The 26072-nt window shown below is 58.2% G+C and carries 21 protein-coding genes; 13 read left to right on the top strand and 8 right to left on the bottom strand.

Annotation, left to right across the window (positions count from 1 at the left end):
- The 3 genes from HBA49_RS08370 (at position 1) to HBA49_RS08380 (ending at position 2801) form a co-directional block, all read left to right on the top strand.
- Complete coding sequence (locus tag HBA49_RS08370; protein ID WP_040432354.1) at positions 1-912, top strand: ABC transporter ATP-binding protein; 912 nt, start codon at positions 1-3, stop codon at positions 910-912.
- A gap of 9 nt (positions 913-921) precedes the next feature.
- Positions 922-1668 carry an ABC transporter permease gene (locus tag HBA49_RS08375; protein ID WP_005527112.1) on the top strand — a complete coding sequence of 249 codons (747 nt, stop codon included), beginning with the start codon at positions 922-924 and terminating at the stop codon, positions 1666-1668.
- A gap of 203 nt (positions 1669-1871) precedes the next feature.
- Entirely contained in the window at positions 1872-2801 is a 930-nt protein-coding gene (locus HBA49_RS08380; protein ID WP_225865987.1) for a CPBP family intramembrane glutamic endopeptidase, read from the top strand.
- On the opposite strand, the gene purH is transcribed toward HBA49_RS08380, so the two are convergent.
- From purH to HBA49_RS08395, 3 genes are read right to left on the bottom strand one after another with little or no spacing between them, the layout of a single operon-like run.
- Positions 2798-4426 carry a bifunctional phosphoribosylaminoimidazolecarboxamide formyltransferase/IMP cyclohydrolase gene (gene purH / locus HBA49_RS08385; RefSeq protein WP_005527198.1) on the bottom strand — a complete coding sequence of 543 codons (1629 nt, stop codon included), beginning with the start codon at positions 4424-4426 and terminating at the stop codon, positions 2798-2800. The genes HBA49_RS08380 and purH overlap by 4 nt on opposite strands.
- A complete protein-coding gene (gene purN / locus HBA49_RS08390; RefSeq protein WP_005527277.1) occupies positions 4419-5045 on the bottom strand; it encodes a phosphoribosylglycinamide formyltransferase in 627 nt (208 codons plus the stop codon). The genes purH and purN overlap by 8 nt, the downstream gene beginning before the upstream one ends.
- A 5-nt stretch (positions 5046-5050) precedes the next feature.
- Positions 5051-6817, bottom strand: coding sequence for a cell division protein PerM (locus HBA49_RS08395; RefSeq protein WP_005527417.1), 1767 nt, complete (start codon positions 6815-6817; stop codon positions 5051-5053).
- 336 nt (positions 6818-7153) lie between these two features.
- Here HBA49_RS08395 and HBA49_RS08400 point away from each other — a divergent pair, with 336 nt between their 5' ends.
- The 4 genes from HBA49_RS08400 to HBA49_RS08415 all read left to right on the top strand — a co-directional run bounded on the left by HBA49_RS08400 (position 7154) and on the right by HBA49_RS08415 (position 12846).
- A complete protein-coding gene (locus tag HBA49_RS08400) occupies positions 7154-7867 on the top strand; it encodes a M23 family metallopeptidase (RefSeq protein WP_005523748.1) in 714 nt (237 codons plus the stop codon).
- Between the two features lie 790 nt (positions 7868-8657).
- Complete coding sequence (locus HBA49_RS08405; RefSeq protein ID WP_005527298.1) at positions 8658-9203, top strand: PadR family transcriptional regulator; 546 nt, start codon at positions 8658-8660, stop codon at positions 9201-9203.
- Position 9204: 1 nt separating this feature from the next.
- The gene (locus HBA49_RS08410) at positions 9205-9924 is read left to right on the top strand and encodes an ABC transporter ATP-binding protein (RefSeq protein WP_005527024.1); all 720 of its coding nucleotides are present in this window, start codon (positions 9205-9207) and stop codon (positions 9922-9924) included.
- A 12-nt stretch (positions 9925-9936) separates the two neighbouring features.
- Positions 9937-12846, top strand: a complete 2910-nt coding sequence (locus tag HBA49_RS08415; protein WP_005527426.1) for an FtsX-like permease family protein — start codon at positions 9937-9939, stop codon at positions 12844-12846.
- A gap of 5 nt (positions 12847-12851) precedes the next feature.
- Here the strand turns inward: HBA49_RS08415 and HBA49_RS08420 are convergent, their stop codons facing one another.
- On the bottom strand, positions 12852-15548 hold the full coding sequence (locus HBA49_RS08420) for a UvrD-helicase domain-containing protein (RefSeq protein WP_005527252.1): 2697 nt from the start codon (positions 15546-15548) through the stop codon (positions 12852-12854).
- A gap of 56 nt (positions 15549-15604) precedes the next feature.
- On the opposite strand from HBA49_RS08420, the gene HBA49_RS08425 reads away from it, so the two are divergent.
- Both HBA49_RS08425 and HBA49_RS08430 read left to right on the top strand, forming a co-directional pair.
- Positions 15605-15907, top strand: a complete 303-nt coding sequence (locus tag HBA49_RS08425) for a chorismate mutase (RefSeq protein ID WP_005523763.1) — start codon at positions 15605-15607, stop codon at positions 15905-15907.
- A 46-nt stretch (positions 15908-15953) separates the two neighbouring features.
- Positions 15954-16526, top strand: a complete 573-nt coding sequence (locus tag HBA49_RS08430) for a hypothetical protein (protein ID WP_146743673.1) — start codon at positions 15954-15956, stop codon at positions 16524-16526.
- Here HBA49_RS08430 and HBA49_RS08435 read toward each other — a convergent pair.
- Entirely contained in the window at positions 16518-17975 is a 1458-nt protein-coding gene (locus tag HBA49_RS08435) for an NAD-dependent succinate-semialdehyde dehydrogenase (protein WP_005527473.1), read from the bottom strand. The two genes, HBA49_RS08430 and HBA49_RS08435, sit on opposite strands and share 9 nt — an antisense overlap.
- Positions 17976-18077: 102 nt before the next feature.
- Between HBA49_RS08435 and HBA49_RS08440 the strand changes: the two genes are divergently transcribed.
- The 4 genes from HBA49_RS08440 (at position 18078) to HBA49_RS08455 (ending at position 22747) form a co-directional block, all read left to right on the top strand.
- A complete protein-coding gene (locus HBA49_RS08440; RefSeq protein WP_005527343.1) occupies positions 18078-18689 on the top strand; it encodes a TetR/AcrR family transcriptional regulator in 612 nt (203 codons plus the stop codon).
- Between the two features lie 3 nt (positions 18690-18692).
- Positions 18693-19535, top strand: coding sequence for an NAD(P)H-binding protein (locus tag HBA49_RS08445; protein ID WP_005527132.1), 843 nt, complete (start codon positions 18693-18695; stop codon positions 19533-19535).
- 121 nt (positions 19536-19656) lie between these two features.
- Positions 19657-21297, top strand: a complete 1641-nt coding sequence (gene pgi, locus HBA49_RS08450; RefSeq protein WP_040432284.1) for a glucose-6-phosphate isomerase — start codon at positions 19657-19659, stop codon at positions 21295-21297.
- Between the two features lie 676 nt (positions 21298-21973).
- Positions 21974-22747 (top strand): SDR family oxidoreductase, encoded by a 774-nt coding sequence (locus HBA49_RS08455; RefSeq protein ID WP_225866000.1) that lies wholly within the window; start codon positions 21974-21976, stop codon positions 22745-22747.
- 35 nt (positions 22748-22782) lie between these two features.
- Here the strand turns inward: HBA49_RS08455 and HBA49_RS08460 are convergent, their stop codons facing one another.
- The 3 genes from HBA49_RS08460 to HBA49_RS08470 form a co-directional block, all read right to left on the bottom strand.
- Positions 22783-24063: a BspA family leucine-rich repeat surface protein gene (locus tag HBA49_RS08460; protein ID WP_005527255.1), complete on the bottom strand. Its 1281-nt coding sequence runs from the start codon at positions 24061-24063 to the stop codon at positions 22783-22785.
- Between the two features lie 80 nt (positions 24064-24143).
- Positions 24144-25421: a BspA family leucine-rich repeat surface protein gene (locus HBA49_RS08465; RefSeq protein WP_005527398.1), complete on the bottom strand. Its 1278-nt coding sequence runs from the start codon at positions 25419-25421 to the stop codon at positions 24144-24146.
- Between the two features lie 210 nt (positions 25422-25631).
- Positions 25632-26045, bottom strand: a complete 414-nt coding sequence (locus tag HBA49_RS08470; RefSeq protein WP_005526936.1) for a YccF domain-containing protein — start codon at positions 26043-26045, stop codon at positions 25632-25634.
- Between the last annotated feature and the right edge of the window lie 27 nt (positions 26046-26072).

Here is a 26072-nt window from a genome sequence, read left to right on the forward strand (position 1 = left end):
ATGCCTCCCGCCATCCAATGCTTGGATTCGAGTCGATATTTCCCCAAGGTCAAGGCCAATGACCACATCAATCTCACCATCGAATCACACCAGATTTTTGGCCTCCTAGGCCCCAATGGTTGTGGCAAAACTACCCTGCTGCATCAGCTTCAAGGGCTTGACGCCCCCACCAGCGGCACCGTCAAAGTGTTAGGCCTGGATCCCCGGCGCGACCGGCAGGAACTCATGGCCCGGATCGGCACACAGTTGCAAGAGGCTCGGGTGATTCCCCGGCTGAAGGTGATCGAGGTCTTGACCACATTCGGGTCGTTTTACCCACAATCCCAGGACCCCATGACGGTGTTAGAGTCGGTGGGATTGGCGGCGAAGGCTGGGGCGTTCGTCGATAAGCTTTCGGGCGGGCAACGGCAACGGGTGTTCATTGCCCTCGCGCTCATCCATAACCCGGAGTTATTATTCTTTGACGAGCTCACGTCAGCATTGGATCCCCAGTCACGCCTGAAGATTTGGGATATTTTGCGGGATTTGAAGGCTGCTGGCCGCACGGTTATTCTCACGACGCATTCCATGGAAGAGGCGCAGACACTGTGTGACCGCATCGCCATCATGGATGCCGGGCACATTATTGCGGAAGGAACACCAGACGAACTCATTGACGAATTCACCCAGGGTTCGACCCTGAAATTCTCGGTTTCTGGGACGGTGCAACTAGCCCCGCTGGAGAAAATCTCTGGGGTTACCTCGGTGGATATTCAGGGGCAGGATGTCACCATCATTGGGAAGGGAGATTTCACCCCTCATGTCATGCAGGTTCTTACTGACCAGCATGTTTCACCGGCACACATGTCACTCAACCCGGCGACGTTGGAGGATGTATTCCTTCATCTCACCGGCCGTTCATTACAAGCGTAAGGCAGAATCATGACCGCCTATAGTCATCTCACTCAAGCTTTTTTCAAGTCGCAATTGCGGGAACCGATTGGGTTTTTCTTCGTCATTGTGTTCTCACCCATGCTGCTGTTGATTTTGGGGGGAATTTTCGGCAATGATCCGCAGCCGCAGTTTGGTGGACGTGGGTTTGTTGATAACATGCTGCCTGGTGTGACGATCATGTCGATTCTCATGGTGGGGATTGCCTTGGTACCACAAAACCAGTTAATGTTGCGGTCCACGGGTGCGCTGAGTCGGTTGCGGGTCACCCCACTGAAAGCATCAACCTATGTAGCGGCGGATCTTACGGTGAATTTTGTGCTGGGGTTTGTGGGGGCGATTCTCACCCTGGTGGTAGGGCTCGTGGTGTTTCACGTCAGCATGCCCCAGCATCTCATGCTGTTGATAGCATCCCTAGTGTTTGGGCTGGTGACGATGCTGGCGATCGGTTACACGCTGGCCGCGGTATACCCCAGTGTGGCTGCGGCTAATGGCATCAGCAATGGGCTGCTGATTATTCTCATCATGTCTTCTGGGGCATTCTTCCCCACCGAGGGGTTGTCGGCAGGTGTGCGCACCGCGATGGCATGCTCCCCGGTGCATCACATCACCGAATTGGTGCGGGCCGCCTGGACGGGTACGTCATTGCCGATGGTGTCGGTGCTGGTGCTTATCGGGTTTACCGTAGTGTTTGGCCTGCTCAGCACGGTGCTATTCCGGTGGGACAAGACCGCGTAAGAGTCTTGGTTAGCAACCGTCCCCACCAGTGGGGGCGGTTGCGGGTTTTTGGCTCAGCCCGCATTGCTGTCGGGCTTGCGCACAACGCCGAGCCCTACGCCTCCCCGCTTCGCGCCGTGATGGTTGCTATTCTTGTGGGGCAGTAACTAACTCAAACCAACGAGAGACTGATTATGCCGGCTAAAGTGAATATCCAGGCCATCGTGACTTTTCTGCTGATTTCCTTTACCCTCGCCTGGTTGTTGACGCTGCTACTGGCCAATAGTGACTGGTTGCATAACCCGTGGTTTGCGCCGCTCATGTGTCTCATGGTGTGTAGTCCGGGGATTGCAGCGCTTACCACCATGGGGATTGTTGAGAAACGGTATGTCACCCACATTCGCCAATTGCGCGCGTTAGGGTTTTTGGGGTGGGCGTCGCCGCTGAAATTCTTGGCCTGCCTCATTATTGCCCCGGTAAGTTTTATGGTTTTTGTGTTTGGGTCACTTTATCTCGCGGTCACCTTTGGGCTTCTAGATGTGACCGCTAGTGCGCTCACCTCGGCGTTGAAGTCCGCATTGGCCAGCACCTATTCACCCTATGGGTGGCTACCATACCTGATTCTTGCCGTGGGCTCCGAGTTGGGATGGCGAGGTTGGTTGTTACCCAATCTGCTACCGTTGAGGCGGGTACCGGCGATTGTGGTGAGCGGTATTATTTGGGGGTTAAGCTATTCGCCGCTGATCTATTTGGGCTATCTCTACCATGGGATTTCCATGGGGGTGTCGCTTGTTGCCATTTGTGGCATGGGGATTGTGGTGGGGGGTGTGCTGGCGTGGCTGCGACTATATAGCGATTCTATCTGGCCGCCGGTGCTGGCGCACACGGTGTTGACCTGTGCTAATAGCGCCGTGCTCATTGCGGTGCCGATGCTCACCGGCGACCAACCCACCGACATGGTCCAGTTCACGATTTTTGGCTGGAGCGGCTGGATCCTCCCTGGCCTGCTCCTGGCAGTGTTGTTGGGGACCGGCCGGTTCCCAGCCCAGCCACCAAGCCAGGCCACAAACCTGCCGAAAAACCGGCAGCAGTACCCCACACGGTCACCACAATCGGTGCCGGCCGCGACAGCCGGTGGGTATCGGGGCCGTTAGTGCGCGAAATGCCGCGCCCCAGTCAGGTACATTGTCACTCCGGCTTTCTCCGCGGCGGCGATCACCTCGTCGTCGCGGATGGAGCCGCCCGGTTGTACCACGGCCGTCACCCCCGCCGCTGCCAGGATTTCGAACCCATCGGCGAATGGGAAAAATGCATCCGAGGCGGCCACGGATCCCACGGCCCGCTGCTCATCGCCCGCGAGCGTGTTGGCGCGCTCCACTGCCAGTTTGGCTGCATCCACCCGGTTGACCTGCCCCATGCCCACGCCCACGGTGGCGCCATCCTTGGCGAGCAGAATCGCATTGGACTTGACCGCCCGCACGGCCCGCCAGGCAAACTCCAGCTCCCGCAATAGTTCCGGGGATGCGGCCGCCCCGGCCACCAGCTTCCAGGTGTCCGGGTTGTCGCCGGCGGCGGTCAAAAGGTCGCGCTGCTGCACCAGCACGCCGCCAGAGATTTCCCGAGATTCAAATTTTTGTTCGGCCGGCCGGGGGGCCTGCAATACGCGAAGATTCTTCTTTGCCGACAGCACCGCCACCGCCCCCTCCTCATAGCTGGGGGCGATGATGACCTCGGTGAAGATGCCGGCCACCTGGTTTGCCATCTCCACGGTCACTTCCCGGTTGGCGGCGATCACCCCGCCGTAGGCGGAAACTGGGTCGCAGGCGTGGGCCGCCTGATGCGCGGCCGCAATGGACTGTTCGGAAACCGCGATACCGCACGGGTTGGCGTGTTTAATAATGGCGACGCAGGGGCGGTCGTGATCCCAGGCGGCCCGCCAGGCGGCATCGGCGTCGGTGTAGTTGTTGTAGCTCATTTCCTTGCCGTGCAATTGTGTGGCCTGGGCTAACCCGGCGCCAGCTGCCGACTGCCCCACGTAGAGGGCGGCGGCCTGGTGGGGGTTTTCCCCATAACGCAATTCATGCGACAATTCATATGTGTTGCCCCGCCACTGTGGGAAGCCGGCAGGCTTGTCGTCGAAAGTCTGTGTGATCTGCTGCTCACCCAACCAGGTTGCAACGGCCACATCGTAGGCGGCGGTGTGTTGGAAGGCCGCAACCGCTAGGTGGGTTCGTTCCGCTAGGGTAAAACCGCCGGCCGCCAGTGCTGCGGCCACATCCCCGTAGCGGGCGGGGTCGACCACGACCGCCACCGAGGGATGGTTTTTGGCGGCGGCCCGCACCATGGATGGTCCGCCAATGTCGATTTGTTCCACGCAGGCGTCGAAGTCCGCCCCGGAGGCCACGGTCTCGGAGAAGGGGTAAAGGTTCACAACCACCAGTTCGAATGGCGCCACCCCCAAATCGGCCAATTGTGCGCAATGATCCGGTTTGCGGGTGTCGGCGAGAATCCCGGCATGCACGTGCGGATGCAGAGTTTTCACTCGTCCCTCCAGGCACTCGGGGAATCCCGTGAGCTGGTCCACCGGGGTCACCGGAATGCCCAGCTCAGCAATGCGGGCGGCGGTGGAGCCGGTCGAAACGATCTCCACGTTAGCGTCGAAAAGCGCCCAGGCCAGATCCTCCAACCCGGTCTTATCGTAAACACTAATTAATGCGCGGCGAATAGTTTTTCGACCCGCGTTCTGGCCGCCATTACCGGCATCTTTGCTATCACTCATGATTGGCGAAATCAACCTCTCCTCGATTATCCGCCGCAACAGTGGCGGAGTTTAAAACGTTCACAATAAGCTTGCGCTCAACCTGTTTAATACGCTCGTGCAGGTCGGATTCGCTTTCCCCGGGCATGATCGCCACCGGTTCCTGCGCAATAATCGGCCCCGTATCCACCCCGGCATCGACGAAATGCACGGTAGAGCCTGTGACTTTCACCCCGTATGCCAATGCGTCCCGCACCGCATGCGCCCCCGGGAACGCTGGCAGCAGCGCCGGGTGCGTGTTGATGGTTCGTCCACCAAAGCGCAACAAAAATGGTGCCCCCAGAATCTTCATGAATCCGGCAGACACCACCACATCAGGCTGCAACCTGTCGACGACTTCCGCCAGGCGTTCGTTCCATTCCTCCCGAACTTGCGGGTCGGCGCCGCGGGCCAACTCCACCAACTCTGCGGGGATGGCTGCCTGGCGGGCCCGATCCAGGGCGGGGCATTCCACATCCGAAACAACCCCGACAACCTGATATTTCCCCTGGTTATCCAGGATGGATTGCAAGAGGGTCCCCGACCCGGATGCCAAGACAACAATACGCAATGCAGTGTGGTGAGTGTGTGTCACGAACACTTACTTTAGTGGTTCTTACCGCCCGGTTCTACCTCACCAGCCGCCGCGACATCTGTGTCTGACTCGCCATCGGTCTCTATTTCTGCTGATATTTCGGGGCCAGCAGCGTCCTTGACCGCCGTCGACGCACCATCTGGCCAACTGTCTTCATCGGTGCCTTTCGAAGCCGCTACCGCGCCGCCATCCGGCTTCACTTCTTCTGCGTCCTCGGGGGTCGTGTCTTCCGAATCTGTGTCTTCCGGGTCCACGTCTTCTAGGCCCGCGTCAGCTTCCCCATCGGAGTCCGCTGCGGCATCACCATCGGATTCGGCTTCCTCGTGAGCCTCCTCGGCTTCCGGTTCCGCCGACTCCGCTGCTTGCGGCTCCAGCTCTGATTCGCTTATGGCAAGCGCGCTGAACTCATCGAAAAGTTCTGCTTCCCGTTCCGCCGCCGCGGCGGCGGCCACCAGGCGGCGCTGCACCCAATTGCCCACAATCGCAGTGATGAGGCCCACCACCGTCACCCAGCAGGCCATCAGCCCGGTGGTCAGTAGAATGCGCGGCCCTACCTCACCGTATATCCCCAGTTCCCCATAGGTCAGGGTGGTGAGTACTAAAATGTCGAGGGCGACAAATACCACGAGACCGGGCACGTCTATCAGCCGGGGAACCCGCTTCATTAAGGCCAGCACTGTGGTACAAACCGGCACGGCCAGGAGCAGCGCCATCATGGTGTCCGCCTGAAGCGGCACGGCCGCGAACATAGGCAGGGGCGGCAGGGGCACCAGGTTGACGCCAAACACCGAGATCAGGCCCACACCGATGGCCACCTCGGAACCGGCGGTGACTGCAAGGGTGGCGATGGCGGCATTGGGCAGGTAACCGAGGCTTACTGCAACGACCGCCACCTTGCCCCAGGTGGTGTAAGTATTCATGATGTCGCTGGTGAGCTGCGCGTGCACGATCAGCGACCCGATCCCCACCAGCACCGCCCCCACCAGCGTGTATCCCACCAACCACAGGGAGCTGACGGCTTGGTCGACAAGGGATTCGGCAATGTTGAACCGTTTCGCCAGGGCCTTCCACAGGCGCACCCCCATACCCAACACCAGGGCGATGAGGTGCACCAACAGGGTCTTCCCCAGGGCCATGGCTATATCTGGGGGCGTGACGGGAAACACCTTGGCGGCGTCGTAAAGCATGGCGGTGGCGATCAGGGTGAGCAGGCTGGGCACAACCAGCACTACCATGGTGATAACCCCAAGGTCGGCGATACTGACTCGATCCTTGACCGCGCGCCGCACCCGATGGGCCACCAGAGCCACGATAATGGCGGTGAGCAGCAGCGGCATGATGCCAAAGTGGTGCCCCTGGATGATGATGGGGGCGGCGTTGAGAGCGAGCCAACTTTGGGCAACCACCGCGGGTAGGGTCGCCATGGGGGCGTTGACCAGCATGATTCCGGCAATCCCCAGGGCGATGAGGAAGGCAACCGCAACCCCGTTCGGCAGGAGGGCGACCGGCAGATAGGTGCGGATCCTGGTGCGTAGCGTGGGTATAGCGGGTTCGATTTCCGGTTCCACGTGCCGGGTGGTGGTTTTCCGCACCCCGGAATCCGATCGGGAGTTCGGCCGGGAGCTGGGTCGGGCCGGCCGCGCAAAGCGAGTGGATCGAGCGGATCGGGTCGACCCTACGGATCGGGTGGCTAGCCCCACGCCGGCGGCATCCACTCGGCTGCCGGTACGACGGGGGCGTCGGGTAGGTCCTGCACCTGGGCTCGACTTTTTGCTCATTCTCCACACCTTAGCGAGAATGCTGTGATTTCCGTGGCATGACTCGGTTTTAAAATGCACAATTTTGTTACATAGTGACGAAAAAGATTACCTCCACTACCCCCATCTGGGAAAGTTAAAGTTATTCCTAGTAGCCACCCATTTCACCATAGGTAGAACAAATGCGAAACTAAACTAAAATAAATAGAAATATTGCTACGGCTTGCTTGATATCGGAGAAGCGGCTAGTGTTACCTCTCGGAAGATAACAAGATGGTTACAAAAACGAGATGGGTGTTAACACACCGGTCCGGTAACTACGATGGATAAGCTTTGAACTAAGGGAAGTAGGCCTCAATGCAGACCAGGCGACCGCTCATTAATGGCAAGCATCGCAAGCAGACAAACCCTATCAAAGGGCGCGTGGCATTCGTTGCCGCGGCAACAGGTGTGGTGTCGACCGCAGGCGCTACGGGTGCGGCTATCGCCCACACCACAGACACGGGGATTTCCGAGATCAGCTTAGCCGCCGAGGACACTCCCAATGCGGAGGAAGGCGCCCCGCAGATTCTTGATATCGCGGAATTTAAGCCGGTCAGCAATCTGCAGGATCAACTCAATAAAGCGGTTCAATACTCCAATGACCTGGCTAAAGCCGACGAGGAGGCCCGGAAGCCCAAGATTAGTGTTTCCCGGCCCACCGATGGCATTTTGACCTCTGGTTACGGCATGCGCTGGGGGTCACTGCACGCGGGCGTGGACCTGGCGAACGCTATAGGCACCCCGATTCTGGCGGTCATGGACGGCACAGTGATCGACTCCGGCCCCGCCTCCGGCTACGGCAACTGGATTCGTATCAAGCATGACGATGGTTCCATGAGCGTGTATGGGCACATGGAAACCCTCGACGTTAAGGTCGGCGAGCGCGTCAAGGCCGGTCAGAAGATTGCGGGCATGGGCAACAGGGGTTTCTCCACCGGCCCGCACCTACACTTTGAAATTCACCCCGATGGCAATGCCGCTGTCGACCCGGTGCCCTGGTTCAACGAGCATGGCATTAGCCTCTCGTAGCGCCTGAAAAGCTCCTCGTTTTCTTCCTGGAACACCCATGCGGTAACACCCGTGTGGGTTTTTCGTTTTTCCTGCGTCTTCCGCCGTCATACACCACTGTTCAAACAGACTCGGTTCGTAGACTTTTGTCTACCCCCACTTCCCGTTATTACCCACCTTACCACGGATTATTACGTGAGCTACTAAACAAGAATATGTTTAATGTGAGCTAATAACCGACACCCTTAAAGAACTTAACGCCGCCTCAACTCCTTCCGGCACGCCCCTCAACGCCACCTTACCCAAGAAATCGACATCAAGCAGGCAACATACGAGCAGCTTGCCCATTCGCCCTTGGTGACGTCGTTTATGCTTGACGACGCCATAACGTCACCGACTCTTCGGGCCACCAGTCACCCCGGGTGTGGTGCGAAATTTGTTCGAATACTGACCAGTTTCAACACCACGCCACCTGGGATTTTGCCTCATTTTCGCCGCGGGAATTCAGAAAACCTTTTCTAAAACTAAGCCAAAAGTTAATATAACCGAAACCGCATATGTATCAATCATGTGCTTTTTATGATGAAAAACCATGATTCATATGAGTATCGGATCCACTTTTCCTCAACCTTTTTCCTATATCACGATTATTGACATGCTATTGAAAACATAATGGGGGTGACAATAGCACACATGTTGGTGACAAAAAGATTGAATACCGTCCCAGCACTACCCCCGGTTTACATTCCGTTAGTTACTCGGTAAGTTACTTGGTAAGTTACCGAGTAACTAATACGCTAGGAACATATTCATGGCAATCAAATACGCACTACTGGCATTACTTGCCGAAAAACCGCAGACCGCGAGCGCCCTGCAACAGCAGTTCATCGCGCTCACCGAGGGCACCCAAACGCTCAACATCGGCCAGGTATCGCAGACCCTGAGCCGCTTGGAGCGCAATAACTTCATTGCCCGCGCAGGTACTGTTCGTAACCCATCCGGCCACCAGGTTGAGCAATACGAGCTCACCTCCGCGGGCCAGGAATTGCTCACCGAATGGCTGGAGCGGCCAGTGATACGGGCAATGACCGACCGGGATGAGCTGGTGACCAAGATAGCCATTGCCGCCACCCGACCGGACTGGGATCTCATTAGTCTGCTTGATACCCAACGGTCGGCAGTGTTATCCCAGCTCAAAGAGCTCAATAGGCAAAATCGTAAGCTGCCACAGCAACGTACCGCGGCCCGGCTCACCATCGAACGCCGCATCTACGATCTTGAGGCCGAGGCCCGCTGGCTCGATCGGGTGGAAGCCCTCGACGCCCCCACGCACACCGACACCCCGGAAGGACAATAACATGACCACTTCCTCCCCCAATCCCGACACCACTCCCACCGAGGTCTACCCGCTCGAACTTCGTGACATCACCTGCGTTTTTGGCCGGGAGCCTCACACGGTCACCGCCCTCGACCACGTGAGCATGCATGTGCAGCCCGGTGAGCTCGTGGCCATCATGGGCCCCTCTGGCTCCGGTAAATCCACCCTGCTCAATGTTGCGGGATTACTGCAACGCCCCACCGCTGGTGAGGTCCTCATCGACGGTGTTTCCGCCACCACACTCAACGACAAGCGGGCCGCCGCGCTGCGCCGACAACATATCGGCGTGGTCTTCCAACGCTTCAATCTGGTGCCGACTCTCACCGTTGGCGAAAACGTGGCCCTGCCGCTAGAGCTTGACGGTGCGAACGTCGCCAAGCTCAAGGACGACATCAATGCCGCCCTGGCCGAGGTGGGACTCGATGACATGTTCGATCGGTTTCCCGAGGAGATTTCCGGCGGCCAGGCCCAGCGCGTCGCCATCGCCCGCGCACTCATTGGGCCCCGCCGGCTCCTGCTCGCCGACGAACCCACCGGGGCGCTCGACACCGCCACCGGTGATGAAGTAATCGGCATCCTCCGGGACCGTATCGACCAGGGTGCGGCCGGCCTACTGGTCACCCATGAACCACGATTTGCCGGCTGGGCGGACCGGGTCATCCACGTCCGTGACGGCCGCATCACCACCCGAGAAGTATAGCGAGGTATCGTCATGAGCTCCCTCAAAGCAGCCATCCGTCCCACGCTCCGGGATGTGAAACACCACCCGCTGCGTTCCCTGGCGGCCATTCTGCTTATTGCCCTGCCCGCCACCTATGCGGCATTCCTCATTGGGGACACGACATCGGAGTCGCAATTCTATGGGATCACATTCCAACAGAATTCCGCCCAGTTCTTCGGCAGCGAATGCCAGCAAAGCGTTGACGCCTCCGCCTACCGGTGTACCAATGGGACCCGCAGTGGCGTCGCGGACCAAGGCGAAAAATCGAATAAAGATTCGACCGCAGAACGGCCTATCGCCACCATCTCCCAAGATCGCATCGCCGAAGCCGTGGGCAATAACTTCACCGTCAGCATGTTCGTTGATCTGCCGGTTGCCTTGCACTCCGATGCAACCACTGATTCACTGTCGAGCACCATTACCCAGCTGCCCGGCGCGCACCTCTTGCCAGGCTCCCCCAATCTTCAGCCGGGGGACGTGGTGCTGTCAGAATCGGCGGCGAAGCAGCTGAAGGTGGGCATCGGGGACAAGGTTCGAGCCACTGACGTGGGGAAACCGAACGATCCCGCCACATCAAACCGCGAGGACGACCGGATCACCTTGAATGCGGCAGACACCACGTTAACGGTGAAGGAGATTATTCCAAATAATATTCACTCCAGCAGTTATGTGATTGCCCCCACGTTTTTGCCGGCCACGGATGTGCCCAATAATGCGCACGTGACATGGGTTTTTAGCGGTAAGGATGATCTGTCGTGGGATGACGTGAAGGCGCTCAATAAGGTGGGCCTAGTGGTGTCGACCCAGAAGTTTCGGAACCATCCAGAAACGGTGCCGGTGGCGGACCGGTATCCGGAATTTCAAAGCGCTCAAGATCCAATGCGAACCCCCGGCACGGATAATTCAATGATCGCGCAGCTTACTTCATATATCGTCGAGTTGACGTTTTACCTGTTGTTGGCCTGTTTGATGTTGGCGACGATCAGCCCGGTGTTTGCGGTGGCCACGTCTCGGCAAACAAAAGTGTATGCGTTAATGCGGAGCCAGGGGGCTAGCCGTCGGCATATTCGATGGGCAGTCATGGCATACGGCACGGTTTCGGGGGCCATTGGGGCAACCATCGGTATTGTTTTCGGCACGATCCTGGGCTGGGGGCATTGGAAGATTGCACATCCGGGATGGCCGTTTATCACGGATGCGGGCATGTTAGCCATCGGGTTTTCGATCGCGGTTGTGGGGTCGACGGTTGCGGCGTTTATTCCGGCAATCATTGCGGCCAAGGGGGAGATCATGGCCGGGGTGGCTGGTATGCAGCCGGATCGGATTCGGCGGTGGCGGCGCTGGATGTGGACCGGCCCAGCGTTGGTGTTAATGATGCTGGTGGTGTTGCTGGTGGAGTGGTTGGGGCATCCGATCACCCGCTTCGTGAACCACGACACGTTCTCTGGGGCTACATATGACCTGATATGGTCCGTGCTTGCATTGTTATTGCTGGTTGTAATAACTGGTGGGGTGTTTACCAGCGTTATTGCGTTGGTGTTTCTGGCGGGTGCGATTCGTAAACCATTGGGGGCGAAATTGGCGGGCCGGCAGGTGCGTCGACAAGCGTTACGGTCGGGGGCGATCGTGGCGGCAATCATTGGCAGCGTGTTTTTCCTGACCGTTATGGAGTTGGGTAGTCTGAACACGATCAATAAGGATCGGCAGTTCTCATCGGAGATTTATAGCCCATTTGCGGTGGGGATTTCGGGGGCAAGATCAGCATCGGCGTTTAAGACTCCTACCATGAATACCACGTCGTACGCGGATGTGGTGGCTCATGCCGCTTCGGACCAGTCACGAGAGGTGTTCGATGTGGTTGCGGCCCGGCTAGGAAAAACCACGGAGTTTCCGGTGGTAATGCCTGGCTCGCATATGCGATTGACGTTGGCGGATGAGTGCCAGGTGTCGCCCACAACGAAGGCGTATACGTATCACGGCAAGGATGCGAATACTGATCCCGAGGCGGCGAAGCATTGCCGGTATTTGCGAATGGATGACGCACACCTGTTTCTCCCGTTTGCGATGCAGGACTCCGATATCGTTGTGGGCGGGCCGGAGGTGTTGCAGATCTTTAATCTCACCGATGAGCAGCGGGCTTCGGCCACCCAGGTGCTTCACGACGGCGGGGTCGTGGGAACCACCGCTATCGTTGCAGAACCGGGTCGGCGGAAGATTAGCGTAGAGAAAGACACGCCGAATCAGGTGACAGCTGAATCGCGGCCGGTGAAAACGAAGACGCAGGAGGTGCCGTTCACGGCGGCCCTGCCGGAGCAGCTACATGGCTGGGTTGTGAGCCCACAGGCCGCAGAAAAACTAGGCATCGACCTGGTGTTTGATCGTTACGTTGTGATGACGGAGCGGCCTGGTACGGTGACGGATCAGGTGGAAATGACCGAACAGATCGATGCCTTCAACCACTATTATCACGCTCACGTTCTTGCGGTGGAAAACTCAACATATGAATCAATATATGTGTGGGTGCTGTTTGTGGGGATCCTGCTGATTGTGGGTTTGGTACTCATCGTGGCCGCCCCACAATTACGGGCCCAAAACGAGCAGTTGTATGCCTTGGGAGCATCGACGAGCCTGGTGCGGCAGATCGGCGGCTACCATGGGGCGATCACCGCCATTTTGGGCACCTGGCCAGCAATTATCCTGGGCCATATTGTGGCGCTGCTGCAAACGGATTTCAGCGAGCGGGACATCAACGGTGAGGTGCTGAGCCTGGGATCCGTGGAGAATTTTAGTCTCCACTGGTATCTGATAGTGGTGCTGGGCTTGTTGGTGCCGGCAATTTCCGCCACCTTAGGGTATGTCACCACCCGGTCGAATCGGATGCTGAGCTACCGGCAGGATTGATTCGGCTACAGTTTTTCGAGCGGCACCCCACCGATGAGCATGAGCTTCACGGTACCAGCAGAACCAAAATCAATGGTGACGCTGGTGTGGGGGCCGGAGCCGTCGACGCTTTGGACGGTGCCCAGACCGTATTTGTCGTGGTTGACTTTATCGCCGACCTCCAGGTGAAGGTTGGCGGCCGGCGTCGACGACCGGGAGCTGCGGGGGATTTTCGGTTTCCGGTATGAACCACCAGGCTTGCGGCCGGAATACCCACCAGCCCCACCATATCCTCCGTAGCCGCCATAACCACCGACGAAGCTGCCGCCACCCCAACCGCTTGCGCCCCAGTCATCGTCCCAGCCGCCGGCACCGGGTTCTTCCCGCCGCCAATACATGAGTTTTTCGGGGATGTCTTCTAAAAATCGGGAGGCCGGGTTGGCCACCGCATTACCCCAGGAGGCGCGCAGCATGGCGCGGGTGAGGTACAGGGTTTCGCGGGCGCGGGTGATGCCCACATAGGCGAGTCGGCGTTCCTCGGCGAGTTCCTGCGGATCCCCCAGGGCCCGCAGGTGTGGGAACTGGCCATCCTCCCAGCCGATGAGAAACACCACCGGAAATTCCAGCCCCTTGGCGGTGTGCAGGGTCATGAGGGTGACCACGTTCGTGCTGTCATCGGGCAGCTGGTCGGAGTCGGCCACGAGGGAGACTTTTTCTAAAAACGCGTGGATGGATCCCGGCTGGGGCTCCCCCACCATCGGCTCGGCCGGATCGTTCCCTTCCACGCCTGCACCAGTTCCTGCACCCATGGCGGCATAGGCCATGAGGTTGGCGGCTTCAGAGCTGAATTCCCGGGCCACGGACACAAGTTCGTTCAAGTTGTCGAGTCGGGCACCATCCTGGGGGTCGGTGCTGGCCTCCAGTTCAGCTTTGTAGCCGGTGGCGTCGAGGATGCGGGACACAACCACACCGATGTCGGGCAGGCCGGTGATGGCGTTGGTGGCCTCGGCGGCGTCTACCCGGAGGCCGTCCATGAGTTCGAGGAATGCGGCAATGGCGTTTTTGGCGCGGGTCCCTAAGGCGGTGACTTTGCCGTGGGCGGCGTCGACAAGCGCATCGGCGAAGCTCATGCCAAAGTTTTCGGCGTACAGATTGACGGTGGCAATCGCACGGTCGCCGATGCCGCGGCGGGGTGTGTTGATGATACGTCGCAGGGAGATTTCATCGGTGGGGTTGTCAAGAACACGCAGGTAGGCTATGAGATCACGGATTTCTTTGCGCTCGTAGAAGCGGGTGCCGCCCACCACCTTGTAGGGGATGCCGGTGCGGATGAAGACTTCTTCGATGGCCCGGGAGGAGTTATTGGTGCGGTACATGACGGCAATGTCCCCATAGCCCACACCCATATCGAACAATGCATCGATTTCGGTGGCGATGAATCGGGCCTCATCGTGTTCGTTGTCAGCAACATAGCCGGTGATTTTCGCGCCGGCACCATGGTCAGTCCAGAGTTTCTTTTCCCGCCGGCCATGATTGTGGGAGATCACGGCATTGGCGGCAGAGAGGATGTTTTGGGTGGAACGATAGTTTTGCTCCAGCAGGATTGTGCGTGCTTGAGGGTAGTCGCGTTCGAATTCTTCAATATTGCGGATGGTAGCGCCGCGGAACGCATAGATGGATTGGTCGGAATCACCAACCACGCTGAGTTCACTAGCATCAGGTCCGGTACCGACAAGCGTGGAGATGAGAACGTATTGGGCATGGTTAGTGTCTTGGTACTCATCAATAAGAACGTGACGAAAACGTTTTCGATAATAGGCGGCGATTTCGGGGTGGGTGGTAAACACCCGAACGGTTTCCCCAATGAGATCGTCGAAGTCGAGAGCATTGGCGGCCCGCAGCCGCCGCTGGTATTCGGTGTACACCTCGGCAATGGTGCGGTCGAAGGGATTGCGGGTAGCGGCCGCCTCGTCACTAGCTGCGTCGGGGTCGGTGAGTTCGGTTTTCAGCGCGGAGATAGCGGCAGCCAACAGCCGGGGTGGGAATTTTTGGGCATTGATCTGTAGGTCTTTGGCGATCATGCCAAGGAGCCGCTTGGAATCATCAGCATCATAGATGGTGAAGTTGGTATTGAGCCCGGGCAGCAGGTGCGCCTGCTCCCGCAGAATCCGCACGCAGGCGGAATGGAAGGTAGCAACCCACATACGAGTGGCGGTGGGGCCGACCAGGTCGATCACCCGGTCGCGCATTTCGGCGGCGGCCTTATTGGTGAAGGTGATGGCAAGTATCTGCCCCGGGGCGACGCCCCGCATACGCAGCAGGTAGGCGATGCGCCGGGTAAGCACGGCGGTTTTTCCGGAGCCAGCACCCGCGACAATGAGCAGTGGGGAACCGGAATGTTCCACGGCGGCGCGCTGCTGCGGATTCAGGTCGGCTATAAGATCGTCGGCGCTCCCCTCCGCACTCGCCCACGGCTGATGTGCCGACAAGTTGTCCCACGCGGCAGGAACCGGGTAGTCGAGAATGCCAGCAGCTGCCTCCGGGTCGGGGGGAATGGTGTCGTATGCCGGGGGTTCCTCCGGTGGGGGCGGTAACGGTTCGTCGGCGCGTGGTGCCTCCGGCGGCGGGGTGGCGGAGTAGGCTTCGAATCCGGTCACGCCGGCAAAGAGGTCAGGCTGCTCCGGCTGGTCGGAATGTGGTGAGGGGTTTTGTGCGGCAGTCATTATTCCTCCAATTTACTGCGTGGGTCGGACACGAAACATCTGGCACAATAATATTCATGACTGATGCATCTGATGTGAATATTCGTTTTCCCTCGGGTACTGATGATCCGCTGTCGGATGCGGAAATTCAGCAGTATCGGGAGGAGATCAACCGCCTGGACCAGGTGATTTTGGATGCCATTAAGCAGCGGACGGCGATTTCCCAGGCAATTGGGAAAATCCGCACGTCGGCGGGCGGCACCAAGCTGGTATACACCCGGGAGGTGGCGATCATTAACCAGTTTCGGGAGGAACTAGGCCCGGAGGGCCCCGCGCTGGCACAAATCCTGCTGCGCATGGGCCGCGGCAGGTTGGGGTAAGGCTAGGCCTCAAAACATGTCCGGGGGCGTGGTTAGCATGCTGAGCATGGCTAATCGCACATATCTTTACGCCCAAAAAGACAACGAATTCACCGGCATTGGGGAGTTCCGGTACGACGCCCCATTCCTGGCACTGCTCTTCACCCATGTTGACACGGTTGCGATACCGTCAATACTTTTTGACCTCGGCGACATCAAGGTTGGGGCGTTTCGCGGCCGACTGGAAACCACGCAGGTCACCGATTTTTTGACCAAACTACGGGCGCTTTTCGACGCCCACCGCTCGAAAATCCTCCCGAAAATCTGGGAGGCGATAGAACCCAGTTTCGCAGATATCACGGAAACCATTGACCGCATCACCGCCGGCGGCTACACCCACGTGCTCATGGACCCCGTGGAGCGGGTTCTTCTCATTGCCGGAAGCGACGAGGAGATTCTGGACGAGATTGATCTGATTGAAAGCGCATTGGACGACTGCGACCCCGACAGGTGGCTAAAGCGTGCGGAAACCACGCTGCGTTCCGACGCGTTGCTTGATGAGGAACAGGCCTGGTGGTTCCTGCGGGAACTGGGTTTGACCGGGTTTTTCTCCCCGATCCTATACTTCAACCTACAGTAGGGAAATGTATTTCGGCTCCAGGTATTCACCGATTCCCTCCATGCCGCCCTCCCTGCCCACACCGGATTCTTTCACCCCACCGAAGGGTGCGGCCGGGTCGGAAATTGTGCCCTTGTTAATGGCAACCATGCCGGCCTCGATGCGTTCGGCAATGGTCAACGCCCGACCGGTATCGCCGGCAAACACATAGGCGGCCAGGCCGAACGGCGTGTCATTGGCCATGGCAATACCCTCGTCCTCGGTGGCGAAGGTTTGGATGGCAACCACCGGGCCGAAAATCTCGGAGTGGGCGATGTCCGCGGTGGTCGGCACATTGGTCAACACGGTGGCCGGGAAATAGCTACCACCTGCCGGCAGGCCCGTGGGAAGCACACCCCCGGACGCCACGGTGGCGCCCTGGGCGAGGGCATCATCGACAAGTTTCTGCACCGTAGTCACTTGGTCGGCGCCGGAAAGCGCCCCGAAGGTCACCCCCTCATCGGTGGCCCGGCCCAGGCGGAAACCGGCCAGTACCTCGGAAACTTTCGCGGTGAACTCCGCCGCGATCCTCTCATGCACCAGGAACCGGTTCGCGGCGATACACACCTGGCCGGCACCCCGCATTTTGGCCACCGCCACCGCCTGGGCGGCCTGATCCACGTCGGCGTCCTCGCACACCAGGTAGGGAGCATTGCCACCAAGTTCCAGGCTGACCCGCAAACTATGGCGTGCCGCCCGAGCCGCTAACTGCTGCCCCACCGCGGTGGAGCCGGTGAAGGTGAGTTTCCGCAGCCGGGGATCATCCAACAGCGCGGAAACGTTCGAAGCATTCTTCGTCGGCAGCACGGCCACCACCCCGCGAGGCACCCCGGCGCGCGCAAGGAGTTGCGCAAGATACAGCATGGTGAGCGGGGTTTTCGATGCGGGCTTCACGATCATGGTGCAGCCGGCCGCCAGGGCCGGGCCCAGCTTGCGGGTGCCCATGGCCAGGGGAAAATTCCAGGGGGTGATGGCGAGGCAGGGACCCACCGGTTGGTGGGTCACCACGATCCGGCCGGTGCCGGTGGGGTTGTGGCGGTAGTCGCCCCGGATGCGCACGGCTTCTTCGGCGAACCAGCGGAAGAATTCAGCACCGTAGCTTACTTCGGCGCGGCTATCGGGCAGGGCCCGGCCGAGTTCCAGGGATTGCAGCCAGGCCAGCTCCTCCCCGTGGTCGAGAATGAGTTCGAAAGCGCGGTGCAGAATGGTGCTACGCTCTCGGCTGGGGGTGTTCGCCCAATCGGTGCCGGCTCGGACCGCGGCGGCCAGGGCCCGGCGCGCATCGGCTTCACTCGCCGACGCCACCCGGGCGAGCCTCGTGCCGTCGGAGGGGTTGATGACGGGGAAGGTGTCATTGGTGTCACTAGGAACAAATTCACCATCAATGAAGAGGTTGGTGGGAGTGGTGGCGAGCAGCGCAGTGATGTCCATGGGGATCCTTGATAGCGAGTGGAAGGGTATTGCTTACGTTACTAGTGTATCCCCACCCCGAATTCCTAGACACGTATGTCCAAAAACTAGTAACCTGGAGCTATGGCCCGGCCACCCCAACCAATCGACCCGAAACGCCGAACCCGGCTCCTCGCCACCGCCCGCGTCGTCTTCGCCACCCATGGCTTCACCAACGCCCGGCTCACCGACATCCTGCGGGAATCCGATTTTCCCCGCAGCTCCTTCTACTATTTCTTTCACACCAAAGACCAGCTCTTCGATGCCGCATTCGCCGATGGGCTCCGAGAACTCGCGGGCTATGTCACCGTTCCGGTCGTCGACAAGCTCACGCGGGACACATTCTGGCCGGCGCTCACCAACATCATCGCCGGAATGACCGCCGCTGCCACCCGCCCCGACCTCACCGCGGTGGGCACCATGTTTCACCTGGCTGACAAACCCCACTCCCCCAACCTCACCGAATTCGAACACGCCATCGACAAGTGGACGATGCGTATGGTCGACCGGGGGCTACGGCTCGGGCTGCTCGACCCCACCATTCCCCCACGCCTCCACGTTGACCTTGCCTACGCGGTTGCCACCAGGCTCGACGCGTGGGCGCTCCACCACCCGGACGCTCCCATGGCGGACCTGGCGAACACGCTCCTGCCCCGCATGCTGGGAAACCCCACCACACCTCACGATAAGGAATGACACATGTCCACCATTCTCGTCGCCGGCGCCACCGGCTACCTGGGAAGATTCATTGTTGCCGAACTGCATCGCCGCGGCTACCAGGTCCGGGCCCTAGTCCGCGACCTCGGCCGGGCGGAATCCCCAGGTATCTACGGCTCCCCAGGTCTCACTGGCCTGGTGGCGGACTGGTGTATCGGCGACGTCACCAACCCACGCGTCACCGCGGATCTCGCCCACGGGGTCACCGGCGTCATTTCCGCGCTCGGCGTCACCAGGCAAAAAGCCGACCTGTGGGACATTGACTACCGCGCTAACCTGGCGATCCTTGACTCCGCCCGCCGCCATGGGGTGAATAATTTCTGCTATGTCCATGCGTTGGGTGCCGAGCATTGCCCGGCGCGGATCACCCGGGCGAAAACCGCGTTCGTGCGGGAGCTCCAGGCAAGCCAGGTGACTGCCCAGGTGATAAGCCCCACGGGCTATTTTTCGGACATGGCCCAGGTCCTCGATATGGCGCGCCGGGGTCGGGTGGTTTTGTTGGATGATGCGGTGCGGATTAATCCGATTCATGGGCTGGATGTGGCGGGAGCATGTGTGGATCGGCATGTGGCTGGGGTTTCGGGTGAGTGGCGGATTGGTGGCCCGGAGGTTTTGACGTGGCGTGAGGTGGCGGAGTGTGCGTTTCGGATTCTGGACCGGCCGGCGCGGATCACGGTGTTGCCGCGGGTTGCGCGGGGACTGTTGGTGCGGCAGCCGTGGTGGGATGGGGTGCGGTTTGCAGCGTGGAGCATGACGCATGATTCGGTGGGTGAATCAATTGGCCGGCAGCGACTCTTGGATTTCTATAACGTGATCTTGGCTTAAGTTTCGGGCAAATATTACCTGATGCGACTACGGTTGGAGATGTATTGTGTGCCCAAGTTGTATGGGTATGCGACACGCATTACGTCACTATTTTCCGCAGTTTGAAATGGAGCGCATCTCTATGACCACCGATATTACGACGACCGACGCCTGGGCTAAGGTGGCGCAGGCACAGCAAAGCTTGGCACAGAAAACTTTACGGGAGCTTTTCGACGCTGACCCGCAGCGAGGGGAGAAGCTGAGCTTCACTGCGGCGGATCTGCACGTGGATCTGTCGAAAAATCTTGTGGATGATTCTACCCGTGATGCCCTCATTGAGTTGGCTCAGGCTGCTGGTTTGTCGGAGCGCATCGAGGCTATGTTCCGGGGCGATAAGATCAATAACACGGAGAATCGCTCGGTGTTGCACACCGCCCTGCGGCTGCCGGTGACTGAGGATTTAGTGGTTGATGGTCAGGATGTAGCAGCCGACGTGCATGAGGTATTGAGCCGCATGCGGGATTTCGCCACGTCGCTGCGGTCGGGGGCTTGGTTGGGGTATACCGGGCACACGATTAAGACCGTGGTGAATATTGGTATTGGCGGCTCGGATTTGGGACCGGCCATGGCAACTCGGGCGCTGCGCACCTATGCCACCGCCGGTATCAGTGCCAAGTTTGTGTCCAATGTGGACCCGGCCGACATCATTTCGGTGTTGGATGAGTGTGATCCCGAGTCCACGCTTTTCGTGGTTGCGTCGAAGACTTTTACCACGCAGGAAACGCTGACTAATGCGCATGCCGCTAAGCGGTGGCTGGTGGAGAAGTTGGGGGCGGAAGAGGCTGTGGCTAAGCATTTCGTAGCCGTGTCCACTAATGCGGAGAAAGTAGCCGCCTTTGGTATCGACACCAAGAACATGTTTGGTTTCTGGGAGTGGGTTGGTGGCCGCTATTCGGTGGATTCCGCCATTGGCCTGTCGCTCATGGCGGTGATTGGCCCGCAGGATTTCATGCGGTTCTTGGAGGGCATGCACGCAATGGATGTGCATTTCCGGTCCACGCCGCTGGCAGAGAACGTGCCGGTGCTCATGGGGTTGCTTGGGGTGTTGTATAACGATTTCTTTGGGGCTCAGACGCATGCGGTGCTGCCGTATTCGGAAGATTTGGGCCGGTTCCCCGCCTATTTACAGCAGTTGACCATGGAGTCAAATGGCAAATCGGTACGACGGGATGGTACGGCTGTAACCGTAAATACCGGGGAAATCTATTGGGGTGAGCCAGGTACTAATGGCCAGCATGCGTTCTTCCAATTGATGCACCAGGGCACGAAGCTGGTGCCCGCCGATTTCATCGGGTTTGCCCGGCCGAAGCAGGACCTGCCGACGGCCGATGGTACGGGCAGCATGCATGATTTGTTGATGAGTAACTTCTTCGCCCAGACGAAGGTTTTGGCCTTTGGTAAGACCGCGGAGGAAATCGCCACGGAGGGGGTGGCCCCAGCGGTTGTTCCGCACAAGGTGATGCCTGGTAATCGTCCGTCCACCACAATTATGGCGGAGGAGTTGACGCCAGCAGTGTTGGGCATGTTGATTGCGCTCTATGAACACATCACGTTTGTGGAGGGGACGATTTGGGATATTAACTCCTTTGACCAGTGGGGTGTTGAGTTGGGGAAGCAGCAGGCTAATGACCTGGCCCCGGCTGTGTCTGGTGCGGTCAAGGTGGATTCTGGCGATAGCTCAACCGATACGCTTATTTCGTGGTATCGGGAGCACCGCAACTAGGACCACGAAGGACCCCACTCAGAAACCCGAGTCAGGTTTCCTGAGTTTTCACCGATCTGCTTGAGGGGAGCTACATACCGTAGCTCCCCTCCCCCATGTTTTACCCCAATTAATCTTTGCTGTTTTAATACGATATTCTTTAAATCCGCAATCGGTTCCCCTGCGGGATGATGTCTACCCCCGATGCATCATACCCCTTCGACTACCCCCTATTTCAGGGCACCTAAACGTGGGTCCACATTTTTAGGTACCCACTTGTGGGTAGTAATGCCCGATCCCATTCCGGCTGACCTACCCATTTATGGGGCACCCGCTTAAGGGGCCCCACCTTAGGGCACCTATCCTAGGGCACCCGTCCTCATAGGAGGATGCCCAAATACCCCAATTCGGTGCCCCATACCCTATGGGTAAAGCAACCTTAATTGGGGTTATTTTTCCCGAATTAATACCCCCGTTTTTCACCCCTTAGTGCGAGGAATAATAACATTATTCATGTCCATAAAAAGGTCATATAAGATTAAAATTCTCTCACTTTTCTTTCCGTTCTTCTGTCACGCTAGAATTAAAAACCAAAGCTCACAGCATGCTAATTTAGTTCATTGAACATTCGATCATGCGTACGTGATATCTTCGATGCACATAGCAATAGAGAAAGAAATTCGTCGTGTCTTTTATGATGAAACCTGACCGAGTTCTTGTTCTAGGAGGAACAGGTTCTGTCGGTCGCCTCGTGGTTCAAGCACTGCTAAACCACGACATTTCTGCACGCCTATTGAGCAGGGATCCCCGCAAAGCCAAAAGAATGTTCGCCACCACCGACACCGGCAGCAATACCATCGATATTGCCGGCGGTGATCTCATGAACCCCGCAACCATTGCCGACGCACTCGATCATGTCAATGCTGTCATTCTCACCCATGGCGCACCCCATAATTCCGGCGAATACGAAAGTGTCGACTATGGGGCCATCCCCGCGCTCTTAGAGGCGTTGGGCAAGAAAACCATCCCTGTTGTCCTCATGAGCTCTATTGGGGTCACCCATAATGATGCCATCGAACTGCTCACCTGGAAACGCCGCGGTGAACGCCTACTCCGCAGCAGCGGGTTGCCCTACACTATTATCCGGCCCGGCTGGTTTGACGCCGGTACCGCCGAAGAACAGCACGCCGAACTCCGCCAGGGCGACAGCACCGAATACGGCTCTGTCCGCCGCGTCGATGTTGCCGAGGCACTCGTCCAGGCCACATTCCTTTCCGAAGCACTCTACCGAACCGTGGAGTTGTTCTCTGTCGAAGGCCCACCCCTGGAGGACTGGGCGGAAGCCTTCAACTCCACCGCCCCCGACGCCGCCGGCGCTCTCGATGGCATTAATGACAAAACCACCCTGCAGTTGGACCGGGAGCCTCACCGCATCATTGACGATCTTTACAAGTTCGGCAGCATGAAATAGTCTCCTGTAGGCGTCAGGCGTCGCGTGGAATCGCGTCATCGCCGCGCCAAGATTTCTCGTTTCACCACAGTGTTGTTGTGGCGGTCTTTCGCCCACATATCAAGCCACACATTGCCGTTTTCGATGTCGAGTGGGCATTGGAGTCTGCGAGTTTCCCCGTTTTCTGTCGGGGAGGCAGCCACACACTCGCTGTCCCAATATTTCAGATCCCGATCAAACTCAAGGACCGCCGCGTTTACCCGTGCTCCTGGCTTCGTAATATTCAACTGATTCACCACCATCACACTTGGCGGTGTGCAGTCAGAGGCCACCCCGGCATAGGTGACAGTCCACCCATAGGTTTCCGTCAAAACACGAAGACCATCATCACCGGCGGGATCCTCGCACCGGTAAATATCGTCCGCTCCCAGCTCAACACCATGGGATAATTCCTGCTGGCCCCACCCGGCCAATATGGCGCTCATGCTTGTGGGTGACAACCCCGATAAGTGAAACATACCCCGCATATTCGTGACGTTACGCACATCCCAGGCGGACAAGTCGCTATCAAATCTCGTTGCATTGGTAAACATATTGCTCATGTCGGTGGCGCTCACCGGCCGCCAGGTGGACAAATCCCCCTGAAAACCGGAGCTTTCAAACGCATGGGCGAAATTCTGGATTCGTTGAACATCCCAGCCGCTCACGTCCCCATAGATCTCGACAACGGAGTTAAAAACATTCTCCATTGTTGTGGCCTCGCTCAAATCCGGCGCCGGGGTTACAGACGCCATGGGCTCCGCGGTGTCCTGCCGTTCGCCCTGGCTGTCATCGGGGTTGGGAAGTTTGACCGAATAGAAGGCCATAAACATGCCTGCCAGACTTTGAAATTTATTGGTTCCCCACTGATGAATAATGGCATGAAGCTTGCCTGCCCCACGTTTTATGCCAAAATTCACCCCGGCGAATCCCCCACCATAAATACCCAGCGCAGCCGCCGGCTGACACGACCTGGCAGCGAATTCGGCAGCACTCATGGTTGCCTCTCCCCGGGAGTCAAGACACCAAATACGCACGTTGTCGTCCGCCTGGTCAATGGTGGGGGCGAAGTTTCCTTCACCAAAGACCTCAATGACAAACGCATCCGGATGCGCCTGCCGGAATTCTTGCACCGATTTTGCCGACACCCCCTGATTTGCCGGTGCTTCCAGTTTCCCTGGCACAGCCTGCTGGTCCAGGGTGGTTGCGGGAATCATCCGAAAAATCACCACCGCAAAAACCACCGCAACCGCGGCCATTATCAGGATAGTTACCAGGATGGGTTTCGGCATGGCCATGTGAAAAATTATTCCACAATCCCGACACCGACATGACGCAAATAAGCTTCCCGCTTAGCCCGGCGTCGACAAGCACGCCGCTAGGCGCGTCGATAAGCATCAGGGGACGTGGGGGCGATGTTCTGGATCATGACTACAACCGTAGCGGTGTTGTTGTAGTAATCTTTCACCCAGATCGTGTGCTCCCCCGGCGTGGTAACGTGGCATTCCAGTTCCTTGGGCTCGGTAGCGGTATGCGGCACCGCCGTGCATTCGTCGCCCCAGCGCCGCAGTGTCTTATCGGACAGCAACCGAACCACCATGGTCTCGGAAATCGGCTGGTTGGGGGCGGTTTGCTCCACCACATTCACTCGTGGCGGGTGGCAGTCTGGGGCCTGCGCCACGCTGCCAAGGTTGCCCGCCATCTTTGTTTTGAATGTTGGTAATTCTTTGGGTTTGCCGCAATAGTAAAGGGTGTTTGAGCTCAACGTCACATCATGCGGTAGGTTTGTCGCCCACCCTTCTATGATCGCGGTGACATGGGTTGGCGATAGTCCAACGTTGTCAAACATGTTGTGTATCGAAGTCACCCGGCGCATGTCCCATCGGGAAATATCGGAGTCGAACCATTCCGCATGGTCGAACATCATGCTCATATTGGTGGCGGTTTTCGGATTCCACTTGGAAATGTCCCCATGGAAACCGGAATCGTGAAACAGTCCCGAAAAGTCCGTCACGTGGCTCACATCCCACAGGCTCACGTCCCCCTGGAAGTCTTTCACATGCTGGAACGTGTTGCGCAGGCTTATGGCCTGGCTAAGGTCCGGGACTCCAGCATGCGGGGCGATCTCCACCCGCCGAAACCGCGCAAATGTTTCCGGCAGTTCCAAAAATTTATTCTTCCCCCACTGCTTCACGACCGCGGTTTCGCACGTCTCGGCTATCGTTGGGGTAAAGCTCATACTACGAAAATCACCACCATAGATCGCAATGGTCATGGCGTCGCTCTTTTCCTTGTAGCATGAGCTGTCCGGGACCTGTGCCACCTCTTGGAGGCTTTCCCGATGCGAATCAATGCACCATAGTTTCACGCCGCTATCCGCGCCATGAATGTTCGGCATGATGAGCTGCGGCCTAGGGTCGCGCACCGTCATGATAAACGCATCTGGGTGCTCCCGGGTAAAATCCGCCACCCGATTCGCCATAGTGTGCGGCGGCACTGTTCGATAACCCCTAGCGATGATGTTCCGGGCCGCAACCACGTCGATCCTGCCAGGCCGGGGCAAAAACGCAAAAACCACAGACACCGCGATAATAATAACCGCCCACGTAATGACTCGATAGTTTGGCTCCGACGCCAACGAGCGAATGGTTGTCATGAGATATCACTGCTTTCTTACGCTTGTCGACGCACGAACGTGGCGTAACCATAATCCAACCCACAGTATATGTACTACACAACCAAAAGCCTGTCTGACCTGGAAATATTTACCCCATATTCATCCTACTTTTATCCTGATGCCCCACATAAAAAGAATCCCCTTGAACCGCGATTGAGCTCGGCGGCCAAGGGGAATGAGGCGCTCAAACTAGAGTTGCACCACCTGCGTGTAGCCGTAAGGAATGGCGTTGGAAGGCACAACAGTTTTGCCGAAGGGGAAGCAGGCGATGGGAATCATTTTGAGGTTACCGATGCCCAGGGGGATGCCGATGATGGAAAGAAACAGCGGGACCGCCGTAATGACATGGCCAATGGCGATCCACAAGCCCGCAAGCAGAAACCAGATCACGTTTGCAAAGGCAATGCCGACATTATCGCCGCCGGGTTTTGTCACCACCGCGCGCCCGAACGGCCAGAGGGCGTAGCCGGCCATGCGGAAACTAGCGACCCCGAAGGGGATGGTGATAATGAGCACATACATAATAACCCCGGCGATGGCATAGCCGATGGCTAACCACAAACCGCTGAAGACAAACCAAATGAGATTGAGTAAAGTTTTCATGCCTTTAAGAATAGGCAAGTCTCTGAG

Origin of the sequence: Corynebacterium matruchotii, from assembly GCF_011612265.2 — a bacterium.
GTDB lineage: Bacteria > Actinomycetota > Actinomycetes > Mycobacteriales > Mycobacteriaceae > Corynebacterium > Corynebacterium matruchotii.